Annotated in this window: 20 protein-coding genes; 9 read left to right on the forward strand and 11 right to left on the reverse strand. The window is 31.5% G+C overall.

All coding sequences use genetic code 11. The features are described from left to right. Nucleotide 1 precedes the first annotated feature (1 nt). Nucleotides 2-1,045, reverse strand: coding sequence for a glutaminyl-peptide cyclotransferase (locus ABNT61_RS17645; protein ID WP_348744183.1), 1,044 nt, complete (start codon nt 1,043-1,045; stop codon nt 2-4). 188 nt (nt 1,046-1,233) lie between these two features. Between ABNT61_RS17645 and ABNT61_RS17650 the strand changes: the two genes are divergently transcribed. The 4 genes from ABNT61_RS17650 (at nt 1,234) to ABNT61_RS17665 (ending at nt 4,633) form a co-directional block, all read left to right on the forward strand. Continuing rightward, nucleotides 1,234-1,485, forward strand: coding sequence for a type B 50S ribosomal protein L31 (locus ABNT61_RS17650; RefSeq protein WP_095070479.1), 252 nt, complete (start codon nt 1,234-1,236; stop codon nt 1,483-1,485). 110 nt (nt 1,486-1,595) lie between these two features. Then, entirely contained in the window at nt 1,596-3,107 is a 1,512-nt protein-coding gene (locus tag ABNT61_RS17655) for an FMN-binding glutamate synthase family protein (RefSeq protein ID WP_348744184.1), read from the forward strand. A gap of 27 nt (nt 3,108-3,134) precedes the next feature. Further along, on the forward strand, nt 3,135-4,223 hold the full coding sequence (locus ABNT61_RS17660) for a class I SAM-dependent methyltransferase (RefSeq protein WP_348744185.1): 1,089 nt from the start codon (nt 3,135-3,137) through the stop codon (nt 4,221-4,223). A gap of 128 nt (nt 4,224-4,351) precedes the next feature. Next, nucleotides 4,352-4,633 carry a hypothetical protein gene (locus ABNT61_RS17665; RefSeq protein ID WP_348713440.1) on the forward strand — a complete coding sequence of 94 codons (282 nt, stop codon included), beginning with the start codon at nt 4,352-4,354 and terminating at the stop codon, nt 4,631-4,633. An 82-nt stretch (nt 4,634-4,715) separates the two neighbouring features. Here the strand turns inward: ABNT61_RS17665 and ABNT61_RS17670 are convergent, their stop codons facing one another. The 3 genes from ABNT61_RS17670 to gcvP all read right to left on the reverse strand — a co-directional run bounded on the left by ABNT61_RS17670 (nt 4,716) and on the right by gcvP (nt 9,650). Continuing rightward, the gene (locus tag ABNT61_RS17670) at nt 4,716-5,363 is read right to left on the reverse strand and encodes an outer membrane protein (protein WP_348744186.1); all 648 of its coding nucleotides are present in this window, start codon (nt 5,361-5,363) and stop codon (nt 4,716-4,718) included. 201 nt (nt 5,364-5,564) lie between these two features. Continuing rightward, entirely contained in the window at nt 5,565-6,362 is a 798-nt protein-coding gene (locus tag ABNT61_RS17675) for an EcsC family protein (RefSeq protein WP_348722095.1), read from the reverse strand. 432 nt (nt 6,363-6,794) lie between these two features. Beyond that, nucleotides 6,795-9,650, reverse strand: a complete 2,856-nt coding sequence (gene gcvP / locus ABNT61_RS17680) for an aminomethyl-transferring glycine dehydrogenase (RefSeq protein WP_348744187.1) — start codon at nt 9,648-9,650, stop codon at nt 6,795-6,797. Nucleotides 9,651-10,002: 352 nt separating this feature from the next. Between gcvP and ABNT61_RS17685 the strand changes: the two genes are divergently transcribed. Beyond that, nucleotides 10,003-10,587: a hypothetical protein gene (locus ABNT61_RS17685; RefSeq protein WP_348744188.1), complete on the forward strand. Its 585-nt coding sequence runs from the start codon at nt 10,003-10,005 to the stop codon at nt 10,585-10,587. Between the two features lie 48 nt (nt 10,588-10,635). Here ABNT61_RS17685 and ABNT61_RS17690 read toward each other — a convergent pair whose 3' ends face one another. Together ABNT61_RS17690 and ABNT61_RS17695 are read right to left on the reverse strand one after the other, a co-directional pair. After that, a complete protein-coding gene (locus ABNT61_RS17690; RefSeq protein WP_348744189.1) occupies nt 10,636-11,196 on the reverse strand; it encodes a hypothetical protein in 561 nt (186 codons plus the stop codon). A 100-nt stretch (nt 11,197-11,296) separates the two neighbouring features. Then, a complete protein-coding gene (locus ABNT61_RS17695; protein WP_348744190.1) occupies nt 11,297-12,031 on the reverse strand; it encodes a hypothetical protein in 735 nt (244 codons plus the stop codon). Nucleotides 12,032-12,196: 165 nt separating this feature from the next. Here ABNT61_RS17695 and yaaA point away from each other — a divergent pair, with 165 nt between their 5' ends. Continuing rightward, nucleotides 12,197-12,955, forward strand: coding sequence for a peroxide stress protein YaaA (gene yaaA, locus ABNT61_RS17700; RefSeq protein ID WP_348744191.1), 759 nt, complete (start codon nt 12,197-12,199; stop codon nt 12,953-12,955). 8 nt (nt 12,956-12,963) lie between these two features. Here the strand turns inward: yaaA and ABNT61_RS17705 are convergent, their stop codons facing one another. Both ABNT61_RS17705 and ABNT61_RS17710 read right to left on the reverse strand, forming a co-directional pair. Then, a complete protein-coding gene (locus ABNT61_RS17705; RefSeq protein ID WP_348744192.1) occupies nt 12,964-14,388 on the reverse strand; it encodes an L-serine ammonia-lyase in 1,425 nt (474 codons plus the stop codon). 92 nt (nt 14,389-14,480) lie between these two features. Beyond that, nucleotides 14,481-14,822 (reverse strand): DUF2853 family protein, encoded by a 342-nt coding sequence (locus tag ABNT61_RS17710; RefSeq protein ID WP_348713453.1) that lies wholly within the window; start codon nt 14,820-14,822, stop codon nt 14,481-14,483. Between the two features lie 217 nt (nt 14,823-15,039). On the opposite strand from ABNT61_RS17710, the gene ABNT61_RS17715 reads away from it, so the two are divergent. Continuing rightward, a complete protein-coding gene (locus ABNT61_RS17715) occupies nt 15,040-16,398 on the forward strand; it encodes a tetratricopeptide repeat protein (RefSeq protein ID WP_348744193.1) in 1,359 nt (452 codons plus the stop codon). A 42-nt stretch (nt 16,399-16,440) separates the two neighbouring features. Here the strand turns inward: ABNT61_RS17715 and ABNT61_RS17720 are convergent, their stop codons facing one another. Continuing rightward, a complete protein-coding gene (locus ABNT61_RS17720; protein ID WP_348744194.1) occupies nt 16,441-18,174 on the reverse strand; it encodes a sodium:solute symporter family protein in 1,734 nt (577 codons plus the stop codon). A gap of 128 nt (nt 18,175-18,302) precedes the next feature. Here ABNT61_RS17720 and pfkA point away from each other — a divergent pair, with 128 nt between their 5' ends. Both pfkA and gap read left to right on the forward strand, forming a co-directional pair. After that, the gene (gene pfkA, locus ABNT61_RS17725; RefSeq protein ID WP_348744195.1) at nt 18,303-19,289 is read left to right on the forward strand and encodes a 6-phosphofructokinase; all 987 of its coding nucleotides are present in this window, start codon (nt 18,303-18,305) and stop codon (nt 19,287-19,289) included. A gap of 34 nt (nt 19,290-19,323) precedes the next feature. Beyond that, nucleotides 19,324-20,316 (forward strand): type I glyceraldehyde-3-phosphate dehydrogenase, encoded by a 993-nt coding sequence (gap, locus tag ABNT61_RS17730; protein WP_348722080.1) that lies wholly within the window; start codon nt 19,324-19,326, stop codon nt 20,314-20,316. A gap of 189 nt (nt 20,317-20,505) precedes the next feature. On the opposite strand, the gene ABNT61_RS17735 is transcribed toward gap, so the two are convergent. Then, nucleotides 20,506-21,219 carry a hypothetical protein gene (locus tag ABNT61_RS17735; protein ID WP_348744196.1) on the reverse strand — a complete coding sequence of 238 codons (714 nt, stop codon included), beginning with the start codon at nt 21,217-21,219 and terminating at the stop codon, nt 20,506-20,508. A gap of 27 nt (nt 21,220-21,246) precedes the next feature. Next, the gene (locus tag ABNT61_RS17740) at nt 21,247-21,717 is read right to left on the reverse strand and encodes an outer membrane beta-barrel protein (protein ID WP_348744197.1); all 471 of its coding nucleotides are present in this window, start codon (nt 21,715-21,717) and stop codon (nt 21,247-21,249) included. Nucleotides 21,718-21,903: the final 186 nt, after the last annotated feature.

A 21,903-nucleotide genomic window follows, 5' to 3' on the forward strand; every position in this document is an offset into this window, starting at 1 on the left:
ATTATTGCTTAATGATTTCTATTTCAAATAATTTACCCCAATTCTTCCCAGTTACAAATAAACGATTATTCTCTTTATCAAAGGCGATTCCATTTAAAACATCATCACCATCGTTAATCTTTTGTGTTTTTTTGATTTCTTTTACTAAATCTTTTAAAACAACAACTCCATCAACAACTCCATTTTCAGGGTTTATTATAGCTATAAACGGTTGTTGCCAATAATTAGCATATATTTTTCCATTTATATACTCTAATTCGTTTAATTTTTCTAAAGTTACTTTAGGAGTATATACCTGAATGCTTCTTTCTTCTTTTTGAGTTTTAGGATTTAAGAACCAAATTTTATTGGTTCCATCAGATTTTATAAGTTGAGTATCTGAATGTGTTAATCCCCAACCTTCAATACTTTTTTGATATTTAAACTCTTTAATTATTTTAAAAGTATCTAAGTCAAAAATAAAACCTTTACCTGCTTTCCAAGTCAACCAAAAAATTTGATTGTCAACAATAGTCATACCTTCACCAAAATATTTATCACTTAAATCGTATTGCTGTAGTACTTTTCCTGTTTCAATTTCTACTTTTCTTAACCAAGATTGTCCATTTCTTCCTGTTGTTTCATAGAGAAAACCATTATGATATTCTAATCCTTGTGTAAATGCTTTAGGATCATGTGGGAATGTATTAACTATTTTATATGTGTAATTGTCATATTCTTTATTAGAGAAAACTTCAACTGAATTATTCACTCTTTTTACTTTTCCTGGTATAAAGGCTAATGCTGTAATAGGATGTTTACCAACACCAAGTTCGGTAGTGTTAATCGTTGCTGAATTATTTTCTAAAGCTAAACGTTTCGTTCCTGCAAAAACATGAACACTGTCTATTTTGTTTCCATTTAATTGTTCAAATTTCACATTTACAGTTTGACCTAATGTCGTTTTATTTGGAACATTTAATTTGAAACGATAACTTGCTTCTCCACAAGAATTTAAAGTTAAAAGAAGTAAACTAAATATAGAAGCTTGTTTGATAAATTTCATATTACTTTGGTTGTGGATTGTTTTTGTGTAATTTAATTACAAATAAACTAATTTATTTGTTTGCAATTTAAAAAAAAGGGTTAAATTTGCACCCTCAAATAGCCATTGCAGGTTTTTTGATTTTTCTGAAGGCGTTTAAAACCTTACCAATTTTAAACAAATTCAAATTAAATAAAAAGTTTACAAAGATGAAAAAAGGTATACACCCAGAAAATTATAGAATGGTTGCATTTAAAGATATGTCTAACGGAGATGTATTTTTAACTAGATCTACAGCAAATACAAAAGAAACTTTAGATGTTGATGGTGTAGAGTATCCATTAGTAAAATTAGAAATTTCTAGAACTTCTCACCCGTTTTATACTGGTAAGTCTAAGTTAGTTGATACTGCTGGACGTATCGATAAGTTCAAAAACAAATATGCAAAGTTCAAAAAGTAATTTTAACTTTAGCACAATGTCAAAAGGCTCTAACTTTCAAGTTAGAGCTTTTTTTATGCGATAAATCTTGTATTTTTAAGCTCTAGAACACTAACAAAATTCGAAAAAAGATGAGAGATACAATTCTAGCAATAGTGATTGTTATTAACGCACTTTGTGGCGTATTAGTTTGGTTTATGCCTGATTTAGGAAATTATATTTTATTAACCATTGCTTCCGCATTTACAGTTTTAGGAATATATGATGCTTTTCTGCAAAAAAAACATTCGCTGTTAAGAGCCTTTCCAATTATAGCTCGATTAAGATGGTTTTTCGAAGAAGAAAGAGAAAAGATTCAGCAGTATTTTATAGAAGATGATTTAAACGGAACGCCTATAAATAGGGAAAAAAGAAGTATTGTATATCAAAGGGCGAAAAAAGAAATAGAAACAATTCCGTTCGGTACTCAACATGATCTTTATGAAAAAGGTTATGAATTTGTAAAACATTCTATTTTCCCAACAGATCATCATAACGTCATGGGCGAAGAAATTGTATTTGGTTCAGACAAGTGTACTCAAAAGTATAAAAGTTCAATTATTAATATATCGGCAATGTCTTTTGGTTCTCTAAGTAAAAATGCGATTATGGCATTAAATCAAGGAGCTAAAATGGGAAATTTTGCACATAATACTGGAGAAGGAGGAGTTTCTCCATATCACTTACAAGGAGGAGATTTAATTTTCCAAGTAGGTACAGGATATTTTGGGGCAGGAAAAACAATAGATGGTAAGCGTTATTTTGATGATGAGATTTTTAGAGAAAATGCAATCAGGCCAGAGGTAAAAATGATTGAAATTAAGTTGTCTCAAGGAGCAAAACCAGGTCATGGAGGAATTTTACCTGCTAAGAAAAATACTGAAGAGATTTCAAAGATTCGTTCAGTAGAACCTTTTACTCGTGTAGATTCTCCTCCAAGTCATTCTGCTTTTTCTAATTTCGAGGAAATGATTTCGTTTCTTCAAAAAGTAAGAGAATTAAGTAATGGAAAACCTATTGGAATTAAGTTTTGCGTTGGTAACAATGAGGAAATAGAAGAAATGATTACAAGTTTCGCTAAGGCTGGAAACTATCCTGATTTTATTGCTGTAGATGGGGGAGAAGGAGGAACAGGTTCAGCTCCGTTGGAATTCACAAATTACGTGGGAACTCCATTACTAGAAGGTTTGTCTTTTGTTCATAAAACTTTAGTGAAGCATAATTTAAAAGATCAAATTAAGATTATTGCAAGTGGAAAAGCTATTGATGCTTTCGATATTATTAAACTTAAAGCAATGGGAGCAGATGCTATTGGAATGGCTAGAAGTTTTATGTTAAGTTTAGGTTGTATTCAAGCTAGAGAGTGTAATTTAGATACTTGTCCTGTTGGAGTTGCAACTCAAGATGAAGATTTAGTAGAGGCTTTAGTGGTTGCTGATAAAAATGTTCGTGTAAAGAATTATCATGCTAAGACAATAGCGGCTGTTAAAGAAGTGGTTTCTTCTATGGGGAAAAAATCAATTGAAGAGGTTACGTCAAAAGATATTTTTAGAAGAAATAAAGCGGGAGATATTTCCTCGTTAGAGGAAATATATTTTAATTAATTGTTGAAGTAGATACTTAAATAACTTTTGGAGAAAATACTACAAATCAGTTCCAAAGAATTTGAATTAATACGTTATCCTGAAACCAATGATAATGCACTACGTGCATGGAGCAATGCAGAGCTTTTAGCATTGGATTATGTTAAGGATTATAAAAAGAAGAAATTCCATTTGTTTAATGATAGATTTGGTGTTTGGAATTGTGCATTGCATGATAAGCAAACCGAAACTATTTGGACTTATGCAAGTCAGAAAAAGGCTATAAATCGAAATTTAGAAAGGAATAACTTAACTACAGATATTCAATTTAAAACACCTTTAGACAATTTGGAAGTAGTTGATGTTGCCCTAATCAAAATTCCAAAGTCGTTAGAATTATTTGAGCTTTTTTTAAATCAAATATTTCAAGGGTCTTATGAAGGTACTGAAGTTGTTTGTAGTTTTATGACAAAGTATTTTTCATCTGCATATCTAAAAATTGCATCCCAATATTTTGAGAATGTTAGTCAGACTAAAGCTTGGAAAAAAGCTAGATTGTTAATTCTTAAAGAACCTAAATCAGATATACAGAAGGAGTTTATAAATAGAATCAACTGGAATGATCATTTATTAAAACAATATTATGGTGTTTTTTCTTCTGATAAAATAGATATAGGAACTCAGTTTTTATTAAAACATTTAGAGGTAAGTAATCATGAAATTGATGTTTTAGATGTTGCATCTGGTAATGGAATTATTTCACATGAAGTTTTGTTACAAAACAAGAAAGCTAATGTTACCTTAGTTGATGATTTTAACTTAGCAATTGAATCGTCTAAGCTTAATCTGCCTGAAACCAAATCAAAATTCATTTGTACGGATACTATTGAAGGAGTACAGGAGAATAATTTTGATCTGATACTTTCTAATCCACCATTTCATTTTGAACATGAAAATAATATCGAAGTTACCCTAAGATTGTTTCAGAAGATAAAGACTTGCTTAAAGAAAGAAGGGCGTTTTGTAATGGTTGCTAATATTCATTTGAACTATAAAACTCATTTAGAGAAACTTTTTTCAAAGGTTTTAGTAAAAGACAAGAATACGAAATTCGTTATTTACGAATGTTATTGTTAATAAGTTTTTAATTAAATAAGGTTATTTTTGTGTTATTCTCATTATATTGCGTCCGTTGAATATAATGTGTTAGTAGTGCACTATAAATAATTACAATATTCCTTATAATCCCTTAATTAAAAGTATTTATGATTTCAAATGTTCAAACAATTGAAAAGGAGCAAATCAAGTTCCTTAAATTCCCTAAGAGTGAAGTTTTGCAAAAAACAAAAGATCGTGTAAATCGTTTATTAGAATTACAAAGAGCACTCATTCTTGGGAATTTAGAACGTCAAAAAGTTAAAATTGTCTTTGCAGATAATGGAGGTTACAAAAAGGTTGAAACCACTATTTGGGGTATTACAGATAAGTCTGTAATACTGAAACAAGCAACTTTAATTCCGGTACAAAGAATAGTAAGCGTAGCATAAATACACAAGCTTAGTATAAAATAAAACCTCTCTAATTCGAAATTAGAGAGGTTTTGTTTTTATAAAAACTATATTGTTGGTTTTACAGATAAAAGGTCAGTCCAAATAAAATGTTGGTGGCTTTTAAATCAAAATCAAAAGAGTCTTCGTAAGCATTATCCGAACTTGATTTATTTCTTGAATTTTGGTGGCTATAACCTAATCTTCCTAAGTTCGCTTCAAATGCTAGGTTGTCAGTAATTAAATAGGTAATTCCTGGCCTAAAAGTTATACTGTATCTATTACTGATACTACCGGATGGATCATTCTGACTTGAAATATATTTGCTATCAGTATAAGTATAACCTAGTCCACCTTGAAGAGAGAACGAGAGTTTTTTAGAAACCGGCACATATTTTTTGATGTAAGAAGAAACGGAATACAAATTATTTATATTCACGTTGTTTGTGCTAGAGGATTCGAATTCTGATTCGTTGTAATTATATGCCAACCCTAATCCTATTGACAAGTTATCCGAAATAAAGTATTCTGCACTAGGAAGTATATTTAAATTAAATCTGGTACTTTCATTATCAGAAGCACTGTCAAATGTGGCTCTATCAGAACCTAATGAGAACTTTCCTGTTAATGCCCAAGTTCCTTTTTCTAGTTTAAATTTCTCATCTTTTTCCTGAGCATTTAAACAGTTCGTCATAGCTAATAACATAGCAGTTAGTAGTAGTTTTTTCATAATTTTTAATTTTAAATTTATTCCAAAACTATTTATGAAAGAGATAATAAGTTCTTAATAGGGAGTTAAGATGTCGTTAGATATTTTATAAAAAATGTCCCAGAAAATAGCTGTTTATGATAAATTATATTAACATTTCGGCTTTTAACTAAAGATTTGTTTAAAGAAGAAAAATAATTTGGGAGGAAGTTATTGTTTTTGTTAAATCTTATGATATAACGCTTTAATTGTCCCTTGGTTATATTTTCGTTCTAATTTTCTTATAATAAAATGGCCTTGAGCCATATCTTGAAAGTGACTAATAAAGACAGTGTTGATTACTGCTCCTCCAGCAGCACCAATAATTGGAACAGATTGAGCTATTGTTTTTTCTGTAACCTGTACTCCAAATTTTTTAGCGATCTTACTAATAATGTTAAGGAAAATAGGAGCACCTTCATTAATAATACCTTGCTCAGTAACATACTTAGTAGCTTGACTCATCGAGTTTGATAAAAAAGTTCGTGTAGCATAGTATCCGGACTCAAGAGTGCTTTCATCTATTTTATCTCCGCCTAAGGCGAATACTTCTAAACAAGCCAGTTTAGTTTCAATTTCATTTATGCTTTCCCCGTTAGATCTAGCTATATCTGCTACTGATCTCAGTATTATTGTTGTTGTGATTGGTAATTCAATAGCTAGACCAGCAATTCCAAATACGCCGCCCATTGCACCTGTAGCTCCAGCAGAAATTTTATGAAATAGGTTTTGAGACGCCTTATTTTTATGTTCTTTTTTAAGGGTAAAAACAGCGGTATCTGCTGCTTTCAGTAATGCATTAGTGGTAATCTCACTAAGTTTTTCATTCCAGTTCTTTGGTAAAAAACCCATTCCTTGTTGAATTGGACTGCCTAACACATTTGTAATTTTCATTGCAATTCCAGGATTTTCTAATAATCTCTTCGCAAGGTGTAATTCTTCTTTTTCTTTTGTGGTTAGTTGAAGGCTTAAGTTACTCATGATATTTAGCAATTTCATTTAAATAGTAGTCTAAAAATAGAAGTATTTAAAGAATCGTCCAAACCGATAGGATTTAATCTGGAATATAACAATAGAAGTTGTGAATATATTAACATTTAAATTTTTGCTGGATTAGCAAAAAGAGGTAAATTGCTGTAGCTATGAAACGTGTTGCTATGTTTTTACAAAACGTTTTATTATAAAAATGGTTTACTAAAATTTTTTTAGTGAAGAATATTTCCTTTTTGCCTGTATGAGGTAATGAGGATACTACAAGTTTAATACTAGATATAAGTAGGGGTTTAACTAGTATTAATTTTTCTCATACATTAGTTTTTGACCGCAATTATTCTTTAATAGTTGCGGTTTTTATGTATAAAAAAACCACTATATATTGAATATAGTGGTTTAGTAATATTTATTACTTAAGTTTTAAGCTTCAGCTTCCATGTAATCTTCAATAGGATTACAAGAACAAATTAGGTTACGATCTCCGTAAGCATCGTCAACTCTTCTAACTGAAGGCCAAAATTTATTATCTGCGATATAATCTAAAGGGAATGCAGCTTCTTTTCTTGAGTAAGGTAAATCCCATGAATCTGAAGTTAACATTTCTTGAGTATGAGGAGCATTTTTAAGTACATTATTAGGGTTTTCTTTAGTTGCGTTTTCAATCTCTTTTCTAATTGAGATTAACGCGTCACAAAAACGATCTAATTCAGTTATACTTTCACTTTCTGTTGGTTCTACCATTATTGTTCCAGCAACTGGGAAAGAAACGGTAGGAGCGTGGAATCCATAGTCCATTAACCTTTTGGCAATATCAACTACCTCAATACCTTTTTGCTTGAACTCTCTACAATCCAAAATCATTTCATGAGCAGCTCTACCCATTTCACCTGTATATAAAGTGCTAAAATGCCCTTGTAAACGTTCTTTCATATAGTTGGCATTTAAAATAGCCACTTTTGTAGAATCAGTTAATCCTTGAGCGCCTAACATTGTAATGTATCCGTATGAAATTAAACAAGCTAATGCAGATCCCCAAGGTGCAGCTGAAATTGCCGTAATAGGATTATCTCCACCAGTGTTAATAACTGGATTAGTAGGTAAGAAAGGAACGAGTTGAGGAGCAACACAAATTGGTCCAACTCCAGGTCCACCACCTCCATGAGGAATTGCAAATGTTTTATGTAGATTTAAGTGACAAACATCAGCTCCAATTGTAGCAGGATTGGTTAATCCAACTTGAGCGTTCATGTTTGCTCCATCCATATATACTTGTCCTCCATTATCATGAATAACTTGAGTGATTTCCTGAATAGCCTTTTCAAATACACCGTGTGTAGAAGGATAAGTAACCATTAAGGCAGCTAAATTATCTTTGTGTAATTCTGCTTTTGCTTTTAAATCTTCTACATCAATATTACCTTTCTCATCGGTTTTTGTAACCACTACTTTCATTCCAGCCATTACAGCAGATGCTGGATTGGTACCATGAGCAGAAGCAGGAATTAAACAAATATTTCTGTGGTCATCACCGTTAGCTAAATGATAAGCTCTAATAACCATTAAACCTGCAAATTCTCCTTGTGCACCTGAGTTTGGTTGTAATGATGTTGCAGCAAAACCTGTTACAACATTTAATTGGTGTTCTAAGTTTTTAAGAACGGTTTGATATCCTTCTGCTTGATCTAAGGGAACAAAAGGGTGAATATTACCCCATTGCGGATTACTTAAAGGAAGCATTTCAGATGCAGCATTTAATTTCATTGTACATGATCCTAAAGAAATCATAGAATGATTTAACGCTAAATCTTTACGCTCTAATTTTTTAATATATCGCATCATATCAGTTTCAGAATGATATGAGTTGAAGATTTCATTGTCTAAGAATGAAGTATTTCTTTTAATACTTGAAGGAATTACATCAGTATGTGTAAACTCAGTAATAGTAATATCTTGAATGTTAAAAGTTTGTTCAAAACAATCAACAATAGCATTAATTTCTTTTAAACCAACAGTTTCGTTAACAGATATTGAAACGTGATTCTTATCAACATAATTAAAGTTGATTCCGTTTGATTCTGCAACAGGTTTTAACTTCTCAGCTTCAACTTCAACTAAGATTGTATCAAAATAAGAACTGTTCTTTTGTTTGAAACCAAGTCTTTCTAAAGCGGCTGTTAATGTAGTAGCTGCTGTATTTACATTGTTTGCTATATATTGAATTCCTTCTTTTCCATGATATACAGCATACATACCGGCCATTACAGCTAATAATACTTGTGCAGTACAAATGTTTGATGTTGCTCTTTCTCTTTTAATATGCTGCTCACGAGTTTGTAGAGCCATTCTAAGTGCTCTTTTCTCATTTGCATCCTTAGTTACTCCAATGATTCTTCCTGGAATACTTCTTTTATAAGCTTCTTTAGTAGCAAAATATCCCGCGTGAGGACCACCATATCCTAAAGGAATTCCAAATCGTTGCGTCGTACCAACTACAACGTCAACTCCAAATTCACCTGGAGCTTTTAAAAGTGCTAGTGATAAAATATCTGCTGCAACAGCAACTTTGATATTATTAGCATTAGAATTTCCTACGAAATCAGTATAATCATAAACTTGACCATGCTTACCAGGATATTGTAGAATTGCTCCAAAATAATCATCGGCGAAGTCGAATTTAGAGTGGTCTCCAATAACTAATTCAATTCCGATAGGAATAGCTCTAGTCTTTAAAACAGATAAGGTTTGAGGTAAAATTTCTTCCGATACAAAGAATTTATTTGCTCCAGCTTTTTTCTTCGCTCTATCTCTAACATCAAAAAGTAAAGCCATAGCTTCTGCTGCAGCTGTTCCTTCATCCAAAAGAGAAGCGTTTGCTAACTCCATACCTGTTAAATCACAAACCATAGTTTGATAATTTAATAAAGCTTCTAAACGACCTTGGGCTATTTCAGCTTGATAAGGAGTGTAGGCTGTATACCAACCTGGATTTTCTAAAATATTTCTTTGAATTACACCAGGTAAAATTGCCTCATGATATCCTAATCCTATATAACTTTTGAAAACCTTATTTTTTGCACCTAATTCGTTAATATGATTTAAATACTCATATTCACTTAATGCTTCCGGTAAATCAAGTGAGTTTTTCAAACGGATATCGTCTGGAATTGTTTCGTAAATTAATTGGTCTAAACTGTCTACTCCAACAGTTTTTAACATAGTTTCTTGTTCTCTAGTTCTAGGACCAATGTGACGTAATTGAAACGAATTTGTATTCATTAATTGTGTTGTTGTATTTCGGTTAGCAAAAATAACTAAAACTTAAGGATTTTATAACAACTGAATTCTTAAATTATTAACTGAATTTATGGGTTATAAACAATTCAATTACCTTTGTAATGTGAAAGTATTGAAAGTAACTTTTGATTTTTATATCAATTCAAGTTTACACGTTGCGCTCGCCGTATACGCCCTGGTAAGAATTACGGAATTTTATTTTGGGTTATCTTATAATGAACCTCTTTGTTATTTCATTTTTTATGGAACTATAACGGGGTATAATTTTGTTAAATATGCTGGTATTGCCGGGCTACACCATTTGAGTTTAACCAAGAATTTACGGTTAATACAGATGTTTTCTTTTGTAGCTTTCTTATTGATGATGTTTTATGGATATCAATTACATCTAAATACGTTCACTTATTTTATTCCATTTGCTATACTCACTTTTTTTTACGCTGTTCCGGTATTTAAGAAGTTCTCGCTAAATTTAAGAAGCATAGGATCACTTAAAATCGTTGTTATTAGTTTGGTTTGGGGAGGAGTAACATTTTTTGTTCCGTTAATGGAAAGTAAATCAGAAGTAAATTCAGAATTTGTACTTGGTTTTATTCAACGATTTTTATTTATAATTGTTTTGACACTGCCTTTTGATATCAGGGATTTACGTTTTGATAAGAAGCAGTTAAATACGATTCCTCAATTAATTGGTATAGAAAGAACTAAGAAGTTGGGATTCGTATTGCTTTCACTAACAATGGTAATAGAGTTTTTAATTACTCCAAACAGCAGATTTAAGTTTGTGTATTTAGTGGTTTTTATAATGTTGTTGTTATTACTCCAAAGAGCTAAAGGAAAACAATCTAAATATTATGCCTCTTTTTGGGTAGAAGCAATTCCTGTATTTTGGTGGGTTGGTCTTGAGGTAATGCAATAAAAAAAGGCTTTTAAAAAAGCCTTTGAGATATTTTGAAATAGTGAAATTCTAATTATTGTTAATGCTACTTTTAGCTGATTTTAGAACTTTCTTTTTTCCTGATAATTTACATAAAGAAGAATACGTGATTTTATTATTACATGATAATTTTTCACCTTCACTCCAAGCATTTACCTTTTTATTTCCTTTGGTTGCAACAGCTTTAGATAAGATTGAAAGACAATTCATCTTTTTGATTTTACCAAGAGGAATTATATAAGAAAATTCTTTCACCCCAGAATTATGGTTTTTTCTATAAGTTATGGATTTTAAATCCGGACAACCATTTTCTTTTAAAGGTAGTTCACTTAAATCTCCAATAAATACTCTACTTTTTTCCAGCGTCCAACCTTTTTTCATTTTGAACGTAACTAGGAAATTAGTCCTATCTTTCGTAGCTATAGTTAAATTACCAACATGTTTATCTCCTCCGATCAATTTAGATTTAAAAACAACTTTTCCTTTTTTTAAATCAGGATTAGTAAAGACATCGTAATTAAATGGAGTAGTGTAGTTTGAAAAAAGTATAGTTAGACAGAAAATAAATAATAAATTTTTAACTTTTCTCATATTGTATTGATTTAATAACATTTACAAATATAACTTTTTATTACAAAAAATAAGAGTCATAGTAATTAACTATGACTCTTACCTATGCTTTATGAACTAATTAGTTTGTGTCAATCGGATCATCATCTCCTCCGCCATCATTATCACATAATGAAAAATAAGTAGCAGGACATCTTGTTCCTTCAAAATTGTTTCCGTCTCCCCATGCAGAATATACCCAACACCATCCTCTATAATAGATAGATAACTTAGAATGAGCTGCAATTGTAATACACTCAACACCTTTAAGATCTGCTAAAGGAATAGAGTAAGTATATTCACCTATACGAGATGTTCTATGACTTTCTCTGTATGGGAATTTTCTGTAATCAGGGTATCCATAATATAATGGGATACTATCCTTTTGTCCAACAAATAAATTTGTTTTCCAAAGATTCCAGCATCTGTTTGTTTTGTAAGTAACTAATAAATTACTTTTTCCCTCAATACTTACAGTTACAGTACCAGCTTTGTAACTTCTTCCGATAATTAAATCGGTAGTTTTTAAAACAGTTGATTTGTTAGCTGATTCTTTTGAACTAGTCTGTCTTTCTCGACTAGAAGACTCATTTGGTAATTGAATTTGAACTTCGGCAACAATGTCCTGTAATTCCATTTCCTGTTGTGGATTTAGAATAACTTCTGGTTGCTCAATAATTCTTTCTTGTGAATCAACAATTTGTTCTTGTTGTAAATTCGATTCTTGGTTTTCGATTGAAGATACGTCTTCATTATTATTACACCCCACGAAAGCTAATAATAAAGCCGACATAAAAACACAAATCTTTCCCCTCATAATTCTTGTTTTTATGGATTATTAAAAATATTTGACAGCAAATATAATTTATTTTTTTGAAGACAAAACTATTTTTAAAACTTTATGTATTCATAACGAATCACTTAACTTGTTTTATGGTTTCGCAAAACTATTGTAATTTTGTTGTGTAAAATTTAAGCTTTAATGAAGATTATTATTTCTCCTGCAAAATCATTGGATTTTGAATCTAAACCAAATGTAACAGAATTTACTGAACCTCGTTTTTTAGAGCAATCGCAAAAACTGAACAAAAAGTTAAAGACATTATCAAGAAAGAAATTGTCTGAATTAATGAAGATTTCAAATGACTTAGCTTCATTAAACTACGATAGAAATCAATCTTGGGAACTACCTTTTACTTCGGATAATGCTAAACAGGCAGTTTATAGTTTTACTGGTGAAGTATTTAGAGGTATAGATGTAAATACAATAGAAGAGAATAAAGTTTCTGTTTTACAAGATAAACTTCGAATTTTATCGGGTCTTTATGGTTTGTTAAAACCTTTAGATTTAATTCAGCCATATCGTTTGGAAATGGGTACGAGATTAAAGGTAGGAAGAAAAGATAATTTATATCAATTTTGGGGAGATACTCTAGCAAATGCGTTAAACGAAGAATTGAAAGATGATGAATTGTTAATTAATCTGGCGAGTTCAGAGTATTTCAAAGCACTACCAAAAAAGGTTTTGAAGGTTCCAATGATTACTCCTGTTTTTAAAGATTTTAAAAATGGACAATATAAAACCATCATGACCTTTGCTAAAAAGGCCAGAGGTTTAATGGTTCGTTATATTATAGAAAATGATGTCGAAAATCTAGAAGACTTAAAATCATTCGATGTTGATGGCTACAGATTTACTGAAGAGATGTCAACTGAACATGATTTGGTTTTTACTAGATAGTTGTTAGTTTAACAATCAGCTAAACCAACTGTAATAGCTAATCCACCTTCAGAAGTTTCTTTATAATTTCTGTTCATATCTTTAGCTGTTTCCCACATGGTTTCAATAACTTTATCAAGAGGAACAACAGCGTCTTCAGGATTTCGTTCAAGAGCTAACTCAGCAGCGTTAATTGCTTTAATTGCTCCCATTGCGTTCCTTTCGATGCATGGAATTTGAACTAAACCTCCAATGGGATCGCAAGTTAAACCTAAATGGTGTTCCATGGCAATTTCAGAAGCTTCAAGACATTGAGAAGGAGTTCCTCCTAATAATTCTGTTAACGCTGCTGCAGCCATTGCAGAAGACACTCCAATTTCAGCTTGACAACCTCCCATAGCGGCAGAGATAGTAGCATTCTTTTTGAACAGACTTCCAATTTCTCCAGCGGTTAATAGGAACTTTCTAACATGTTCAATTGTAGCGTTATGATTTTCAATAACCATATAGTACATTAAAACAGCAGGTATAACTCCAGCACTTCCATTCGTAGGCGCGGTTACAACTCTTCCTAATGAAGCGTTTACTTCATTTACTGCTAAAGCCAAACAACTTACCCATTTTAAAATTTCTCTGAATTTAACTTCAGTACCACGTATTCCAGAGATCCACTCCTCAATTCCACTATATGTGGTGTCTTTAATCAGTTTTTCATGTGTGGAAAATGCTCTTCTTTTTACATTTAAACCACCTGGTAAAATTCCTTCTGTATGACAACCAATATACATGCATTCTAGCATTGTATTCCAGATGTTATCTAACTTATCATAAATTTCGTCAGGTGAGTTTAAAACGGTTTCATTTTCAAAAACTATTTCAGAAATTGATTTTTGTTGCTCTTTACAGTATCTGTCTAAATCAACAGCTTTATTTATTGGATATGGAAAGGTTTTTTGTGTTTCTTCTAAGTTTTTGTTTTGATTTCCCTCTTGGATAACAAACCCACCTCCAATTGAATAATACGTTTCGGTAGAGATTTCTTTATTGTTTTTATCAAAACCTCTAAAGGTTAATCCATTTGCATGAAAAGGTAAAAATTCTCTATTAAACACAATGGAACTCATTGAGAAATCTAATGATTGAGTTGCGTCAAATTGAAGTTTGTTGTTCTTTTTTATGAGTTCAATTATTCCTTCAATATCATCAATCGGAATGAATTCTGGATCAGTACCACTTAAACCTAAAGCTACCGCTAAATCAGTGGCATGCCCCTTTCCAGTTAAAGATAAAGAACCATATAAATCAACTTTAATTGAATTGACTTCTACGAAAAGGTTTTCGTTCTTTAGTTTTTGAATCCAATTTTGAGCAGCTCTCCAAGGACCTAAAGTATGAGAGCTGGACGGACCAACTCCTATTTTTAGCATGTCAAAGACACTAATAAATTGATGCATAAAGTAATTGTCGTTGTTTGTTTGGTAAGAACAAAAATAAAAAACCTGTATTGAAAACAATACAGGTTTTAAAATTTTATTCTAGTAAGAAATTACTTTCCGTAAACTGATTCTTTACCAAACTTTTTCGCTAAAAGATAGTATACAACCGCACGGTATTTATTTCTTTCCGACTTACCAACTTGTTCGATTACCTCAGCAATCCCTTCATCTAATTTTGGGCCATCTGCTAAACCTAATTTCTTGATTAAGAAGTTTTTCTTAACTGTTTCAAGTTCTTTAGGGTCAGTTCCAGAAACTGTTTCAGCATCTTTTTTGTAGATAGAAGGTCCTAAACCTTTAGTAACTGCTGATAATAAATCTGCATCAAAACTTAATCCTTTGTCATTCATAAATTTTTTGTACAGCTCCACTTTTTCGTCGAATTTGCTCATAATTTTTGTTATTTAGTTAATTTGTATTTCAACTCTTTCCAAATATAGAAAAATAATTAACTATTTCAAATTGAATAGAAACAAATACTTGCTAATGATTTGGTTACGTTTTATCTAGGAAATATTGTTAATTATTTTGTTGAAAACTAAAAGAACTTCTTGTCTAAGAAAATGCTTCTTGTAGTAGATTTATATAAGAAATTCAAATCTGCATCTTATGTCTTTATCAAAGTTTGAATCTATGTTAAAAACTAATGACGTGTATTTTTTTGATGCTACAGAATTTGAACAGATTATACAGCATTATTTAAATATAGGGAAACACGCATTAGCCAAGAAAGCAATCCAGCTTGGATTGAGTCAACATCCACACTCTATTGCTCTTAAATTATTAAAAATTGAAGTTTTTATTTTTGAAGATAATTTTGAGTCAGCTGTAACTTTGATAACAGAAATTGAAGCTGTAGAACCACATAATGACGAGCTTTTTATTCAAAAGGCTGTTATCCTTTCCAAGTATAAGAAGCATAAAGAAGCTATAGAAGTTCTGAAAAAGTCATTGGATTATGTAGAGGATCCAGTTGATATTTGGGCAATGATCGGTATGGAGTATTTGTATCTTGACGATTACGATAATGCCAGATTGAACTTTGCAAAGTGTATAGATGTTGATTTTGAAGATTACTCTTCGTTATACAATATCGTTTATTGCTTTGAGATGCAGGAAGACTTTGAACAATCGATTAAATTCTTAGAAAAGTATATTGATAAAAATCCATACAGCGAGGTGGCTTGGCATCAATTAGGGAAACAATATTTCGAAGTTCAAGATTATGAAAATGCATTGAGAGCCTTTGATTATGCCGTGATTATTGATGAATCTTTTATTGGAGGTTATCTAGAGAAAGCCAAGACTTTGGAACAGTTAGGTTCATATGAAGAGGCAATTGAAAATTACTTGGTGACTCTTGAATTAGATGATCCTACTGCATACGCTTACGTGAGGATAGGACAGTGTTATGAAAAATTGGAATCTCCAGGAACGGCAATCGAATATTACAAAAAAGCCGTTTATGAAGATCCATTGTTAGATAAAGCTTGGTTATTATTGACTAACTTGTATTTCGAGGCAGAGAATTATCAGAAGGCGGTTTATTACATAAATAAAGCATTACAAATTGACGATTCTAATATTATGTATTGGAGAAAGTATGCTGAAATTAATGTGAAATTGAATTTTTTCGAAGAAACCGTTAATGCTTTTCAAAAGTGTATAGAACTTGGTGATATAGATATTGAAATATACATAGCTCTTGCCGATGTTTTGATGTATTTAGGGGAGTTTAAGGATGCACTTCAAATATTAATTAAAGCCAAAAAAACGTACAAAGAATTTGCGGAATTAGAATATCGATTATTCGGTTTGTTTATGATCGATGAAAAAGAAGATTATGCATATATGCATTTAAAGAATGCATTAAGTATAGATTTTGAAGGTCATTCTTTAATTGAAGATTTATTTCCAGTTATTTCAAAAGAAGAAAAAACTAAACATATAATAGCTCAGTATTCTTAAGTTTAGTTTTTATTTAATTTGTTTTCCAATCTTAACCTGTTATTATTCCAATAACTTTCTTTTCCATAATTGTTGAATTATAATCATACAAACTATAGAAACAACTGATAAGATTACAGCTTTAACTGTTTCTCCATAGATCCAATTTCCAGTAGCGAATAAAAAGCAATAAATTCCAATTGTTCCAGTAAAGAAAGCAACTACTTTACTACCGATGTTTTTAAATTTATTTTCTGAACCAAAAATTAGAGTGTTGAAATTCTTTAATGTTTCTTCTTGAGTTGGTTTGGTTAATAGAGTAACTAAAATCCATCCGACTGTAGTTATACTTACACCCAATACTAATTGCATATATCCTGGAATAGAAATAAATGGATCATCTAGTTTTCCATTGATAAAAAAGAAAATGGCTATAGAGAATGATATAATCATTGCTGCAATTTCGCTATATGGGTTAATTCTGTGCCAGAACCATCTTAAAATAAATAATAAACCTGTTCCTGCTCCGATTTGTAATAGTAAGTCAAATACATCTTTGGCAGATTGCAAGTAAAATGAAAATAAGGCAGCACATAACATGAGTAATGCTGTAGTGATTCTTCCAACAACTACTTTTTGTTTTTCTGATGCGTTTGTGTTTACAAAACGCGCATAAAAATCATTAACCACATAAGAACTTCCCCAGTTTAATTGTGTTGAAATTGTACTCATAAATGCCGCTATTAAAGATGTCAAAACTATTCCTAAAAGCCCAGCTGGTAAGTAAGTCATCATTGCTGCATAAGCAACATCTTCTCCTTGCATTTCTTTTGTAATGTTAGGGAAGGTCTCATTTATACTTTGTAAGTCAGGGAATAAAACTAACGACGCCAATCCAACAACAATCCATGGCCATGGACGTAATGCGTAGTGAGCGAAATTAAAAAATAGCGTAGCCCAAGTTGCATTTTTTTCATCTTTAGCAGCTAACATTCTCTGTGCAATATATCCACCTCCTCCTGGTTCTGCACCAGGATACCACGTACTCCACCATTGTACGGCAAATGGAATGATGAATAATGTAATCAGACTTTCAGTATCTGAAAAATCTGGTAGAATATTCAATTTGTTTGATACGTTAGGCTGTGATAGTAATTCACTAATACCACCGATTTCAGGTAAGTTAACAATATAAATTGTTGCCCAAATTGAACCAATCATTGCAATAATGAATTGGACAAAATCTGTTAATAGTACACCTTTTAATCCACCTAATGATGAATAGATGACAACTATAATTGAGGAGTATATTAACATTTCAACTTGTGAAATGCCTAATAGGATAGCCGCTATTTTCGCTCCAGCTAAACACACACCAGCCATTGTAATTATGTTGAATATTACACCTAAATAAATGGCTCTAAAACCTCTTAAAAACCCAGCAATCTTGCCAGAATAACGTAACTCGTAAAATTCAAGGTCGGTTGTTATACCAGATTTTCTCCACAATTTTGCATAGAAAAATACAGTAAGCATACCTGTTAAAAGCATTGCCCACCAAACCCAGTTTCCTGAAACTCCGTTGTTTCTTACCAATTCAGTTACTAATCCAGGGGTATCTGCAGCAAAAGTTGTAGCTACCATTGATACTCCAAGTAACCACCATGGCATGTTTCTTCCAGAAAGGAAAAATTCTGAACTATTTTTCCCAGCTGTTTTTGAAGCTCTAATTCCAATTAATAAAGAGACAATAAAAAAAACAATAATGATGCTGTAATCAAGTAAGGTAAGTTTCATAATTTAGGTTTAAATGCTAATGTAAATAAATAATTTAAAAAGGCTTTAAAATCATTGAAAATCGAAAACGATTTCGCATTTTTATGAATGAATATTGATAATAAGTAAGTAAATTTGACTTCGAACATATGGGAAATAAAATTAAAAAAATAGCAGTAATGACATCAGGAGGAGATTCTCCTGGAATGAACGCAGCAATTAGATCTGTAGTAAGAGCATGTGCATATTACAGAACGGAATGTATTGGTATTTATAGAGGATATCAAGGTATGATTGAAGGTGATTTTGTAAGTCTTTCTGCAAGAAGTGTAAATAATATAATTCATAAAGGAGGAACTATATTAAAATCAGCAAGATCAAATGATTTTAGAACCGAAGAAGGAAGAAAAAAAGCATTTGAGAATTTACAAGAACATGGGATTGACGGGTTGGTTGTTATTGGAGGAGATGGTTCTTTTACAGGAGGTGTAGTATTTAATAGTGAATATGATTTTCCGGTTATAGGAATTCCGGGAACTATTGATAATGACATTTACGGTACATCACATACTTTAGGATATGATACTGCTTTAAATACAGCAATGGAGGCTATCGATAAAATTAGAGATACAGCATCTTCTCATAATAGATTATTCTTCGTAGAAGTAATGGGAAGAGATGCAGGTTTTATCGCATTAAACGCAGGAGTAGGAGCAGGAGCAGAGGAAATACTAGTTCCTGAAGAAGATCTTGGTTTAGAAAGAATGCTAGAGTCTTTAAAGAAAAGTAGACGATCAGGAAAGTCATCTAGTATAGTTGTTGTAGCTGAAGGTGATAAATCTGGTAAGAATGTATACCAATTAGCCGACTATGTAGAAGAAAATATGCCAGAATATGAAGTAAGAGTTTCTGTGTTAGGGCATATGCAAAGAGGTGGATCACCATCTTGTTTTGATCGCGTATTAGCATCTCGATTAGGAGTGAAGGCTGTTGAGTTAATAATTGACGGTAAATCTAACTTAATGGTAGGGTTACGTGATAATAAAGTTGTTGCTACAGATTTAGAAAAAGCAATTAAAGGGCAACATTCAATTGATAAAGAATTGTTAAGAGTGTCGGATATAATGACGACATAAATCATATAAATATATACAAACAAACAATTTAGAAATGATAAAAATAGGAATTAATGGATTTGGGAGAATCGGACGTTTAGCGTTTCGTTCTGCAATGCAAAGAGATAATGTACAAGTAGTAGCTATAAATGATTTATTAGACGTAGAATATTTAGCATACTTATTAAAATATGATTCTGTTCATGGACGTTTCAACGGAACTGTTGAGGTGAAAGATGGAAACTTAGTTGTGAATGGTCAATCAATTAGAATTACTGCAGATAGAAATCCTGAGAATTTAAAATGGGATGAAGCTGGAGCAGATTACGTAATCGAATCTACAGGTTTCTTTTTAACTAAAGAAAAAGCTGGTTTACATATAAAAGGAGGAGCGAAAAAAGTTATTATTTCTGCACCTTCTAAAGATGCCAACATGTATGTTATGGGAGTAAACCATAATGAACTAGGAAAAGATGAAGCTATCTTTTCAAATGCATCATGTACTACAAACTGTTTAGCTCCGTTAGCTAAAGTTGTTCATGATCACTTCGGATTAGAAGAAGGGTTAATGACAACAATTCACTCTGCAACTTCTGGACAAGATGCAGTTGATGGACCAAATTCAAAATGGAGAAGAGGACGTTCGGTATTAAGAAATATGATTCCTACATCTACAGGAGCTGCTGTTGCTGTAACTAAGGTAATTCCAGAATTAGAAGGTAAATTAACTGGAATGGCTGTACGTGTACCTACTGCAGATGTTTCTTTAGTTGATTTAACGTTTAGAACTAAAAAAGCAACTTCTTTAAAAGAGATTTTAGAAAAGTTAGAAGAGGCTTCTAAAGGAGAATTTAAAAATATCATCGGTTATACAGATGAAGAAGTAGTTTCTCAAGATTTCGTATCAGATATTAGAACTTCAATTATTGATGCTGGAGCTAGTATTGAATTAAACGAAAATTTCTTTAAAATCATCTCATGGTATGATAATGAGTATGGTTATGCTACTAAAATAGTGGATTTATTGGAGCATGCTGCTTCTATGTAAATATTTGTTAAGTTTAAATGATGAAAAAACCACATAGTTTCCTATGTGGTTTTTTGTTTTAAGAACTATTTAATTTTTAAGGACAATAAAAATTAAATCTAATGATTCCTCAAATTGGGAAATAAAAGACTCATTTAAATTTAAATGAGTCCCTATTAATTCAAAAAATTGAAATGAAAATTAGAGGGATTACCAAGAGAATGTTTCTCCGGTTTGATAGTTTATTAATGTTCCGTTTCCGCTGGCGTTCCAAGTACATTTTACACTTAAAGAACCATCTTCAAATACTTCTAATGTACCAGAGTTATCACTATTTGCAATTAAAATAAATTGAGATCCTGCATTATCTTTTACATCTAAAGTTGCTGTTCCATTAATGTAAGACCATTTCATAGTAAGTGAAGTTCCTCCTGCATCGTACATATTTAATTCAGCTAAACTTTCATCTTTTAAGCTAAATCCATCCATTACCTTTCCAGTGAAGCTTGGACTTTCAATGGAATAGCTAAAAGTATAACGGTCAACTAATTCAGTAACTGTATAGTTAATTGTAGATTGTCCATCAGACCATGTATAGGTTTGAGTATTTCCAGTAGCAGCGTTCTTAGCAGCTACATTTGGTTTTTGAGCTGTTGCATTACTTGGTACTGTAAAAAAGGCAGAGAAGATTAATCCATAACTTTTAACTACATTAATATAAGTCGCCGTAGTTTGAGCATTTGCATCTGAACTATTTGTTAATCCTGCAGGGATTTGAATGTCATTTATTTTTTCTTGAAATCCTTGCATTACTTCAGATAAATCTCTGTCGTTAAGGTCATCAATATTTTTTTCATCGCTATTGCTACATGCAGATAATACGACTACTCCTAAGATTACTAGTAAATTTTTTAAATTTTTCATGAGTTTTTATTTTAAATTGTTTTGTTATTATAAATTATAAAGTACTCCAACACTGAATATCGCTTGATCAAAAGCGCTTAAAACATACTTAGCCTCGAATACTCCTGTTAGAGATGAAGACAGTTCATAGTTTAAACCACCACCAACGTTAAATCCGATTTCTGTTGAAGAAGCACTGATCCCTAAAACAGTGGCACTAGAACGTGTGAAGTTAATTCCAGCTAAAGGATATAATGATAAACCATTGTTATCTGAGACGATATAATGAGCATCGGCATTTATTCCTAATACCGAAGTGCTAGCTCCTTGAACGCTTTCACCAAAAAAGTAATTAATAGATGGAGAAGCTAAGAATTTGTCAGATATTCCGAAAGATGCTTTAGCTCCAATACCAAAGTCTGTGTTTGTTCCGTAAGCAGCTTGAAGTCCAATTTTTGTTTGAGAATACATTACAGTAGTTGCTACTATAAATAAAAAAGTAAATGTTAATTTTTTCATCTTATTATTTGTTGTTTTACACTTCTTAATGATGAAAAAAATTAAGGGTTAACATTTTTTTTTATTTTTTTTCAAATTTAATTCTGGATTGATGATTTAGAGTTGATTTTAAGTGTCTTGATCGTATTTAAAAAAAAGTGATTACAAAATGTTTACTTTTTTTAGGAAGGAACACTAAAGGATATA

The sequence above is a fragment of the Tenacibaculum sp. 190524A05c genome, assembly GCF_964036595.1.
GTDB classification, from domain to species: domain Bacteria; phylum Bacteroidota; class Bacteroidia; order Flavobacteriales; family Flavobacteriaceae; genus Polaribacter; species Polaribacter platacis.

Coding starts and splice junctions, on each gene's coding strand:
- ABNT61_RS17670 (WP_348744186.1), bottom strand. CDS start 5,363: ATGAAAAAACTACTACTAACTGCTATGTTATTAGCTATGACGAACTGT.
- ABNT61_RS17655 (WP_348744184.1), top strand. CDS start 1,596: ATGAGAGATACAATTCTAGCAATAGTGATTGTTATTAACGCACTTTGT.
- yaaA (WP_348744191.1), top strand. CDS start 12,197: ATGAAGATTATTATTTCTCCTGCAAAATCATTGGATTTTGAATCTAAA.
- ABNT61_RS17650 (WP_095070479.1), top strand. CDS start 1,234: ATGAAAAAAGGTATACACCCAGAAAATTATAGAATGGTTGCATTTAAA.
- pfkA (WP_348744195.1), top strand. CDS start 18,303: ATGGGAAATAAAATTAAAAAAATAGCAGTAATGACATCAGGAGGAGAT.
- ABNT61_RS17735 (WP_348744196.1), bottom strand. CDS start 21,219: ATGAAAAATTTAAAAAATTTACTAGTAATCTTAGGAGTAGTCGTATTA.
- ABNT61_RS17690 (WP_348744189.1), bottom strand. CDS start 11,196: ATGAGAAAAGTTAAAAATTTATTATTTATTTTCTGTCTAACTATACTT.
- gcvP (WP_348744187.1), bottom strand. CDS start 9,650: ATGAATACAAATTCGTTTCAATTACGTCACATTGGTCCTAGAACTAGA.
- ABNT61_RS17740 (WP_348744197.1), bottom strand. CDS start 21,717: ATGAAAAAATTAACATTTACTTTTTTATTTATAGTAGCAACTACTGTA.
- ABNT61_RS17685 (WP_348744188.1), top strand. CDS start 10,003: ATGTTTTCTTTTGTAGCTTTCTTATTGATGATGTTTTATGGATATCAA.
- ABNT61_RS17695 (WP_348744190.1), bottom strand. CDS start 12,031: ATGAGGGGAAAGATTTGTGTTTTTATGTCGGCTTTATTATTAGCTTTC.
- ABNT61_RS17705 (WP_348744192.1), bottom strand. CDS start 14,388: ATGCATCAATTTATTAGTGTCTTTGACATGCTAAAAATAGGAGTTGGT.
- ABNT61_RS17710 (WP_348713453.1), bottom strand. CDS start 14,822: ATGAGCAAATTCGACGAAAAAGTGGAGCTGTACAAAAAATTTATGAAT.
- ABNT61_RS17675 (WP_348722095.1), bottom strand. CDS start 6,362: ATGAGTAACTTAAGCCTTCAACTAACCACAAAAGAAAAAGAAGAATTA.
- ABNT61_RS17720 (WP_348744194.1), bottom strand. CDS start 18,174: ATGAAACTTACCTTACTTGATTACAGCATCATTATTGTTTTTTTTATT.
- ABNT61_RS17645 (WP_348744183.1), bottom strand. CDS start 1,045: ATGAAATTTATCAAACAAGCTTCTATATTTAGTTTACTTCTTTTAACT.
- ABNT61_RS17715 (WP_348744193.1), top strand. CDS start 15,040: ATGTCTTTATCAAAGTTTGAATCTATGTTAAAAACTAATGACGTGTAT.
- ABNT61_RS17665 (WP_348713440.1), top strand. CDS start 4,352: ATGATTTCAAATGTTCAAACAATTGAAAAGGAGCAAATCAAGTTCCTT.
- gap (WP_348722080.1), top strand. CDS start 19,324: ATGATAAAAATAGGAATTAATGGATTTGGGAGAATCGGACGTTTAGCG.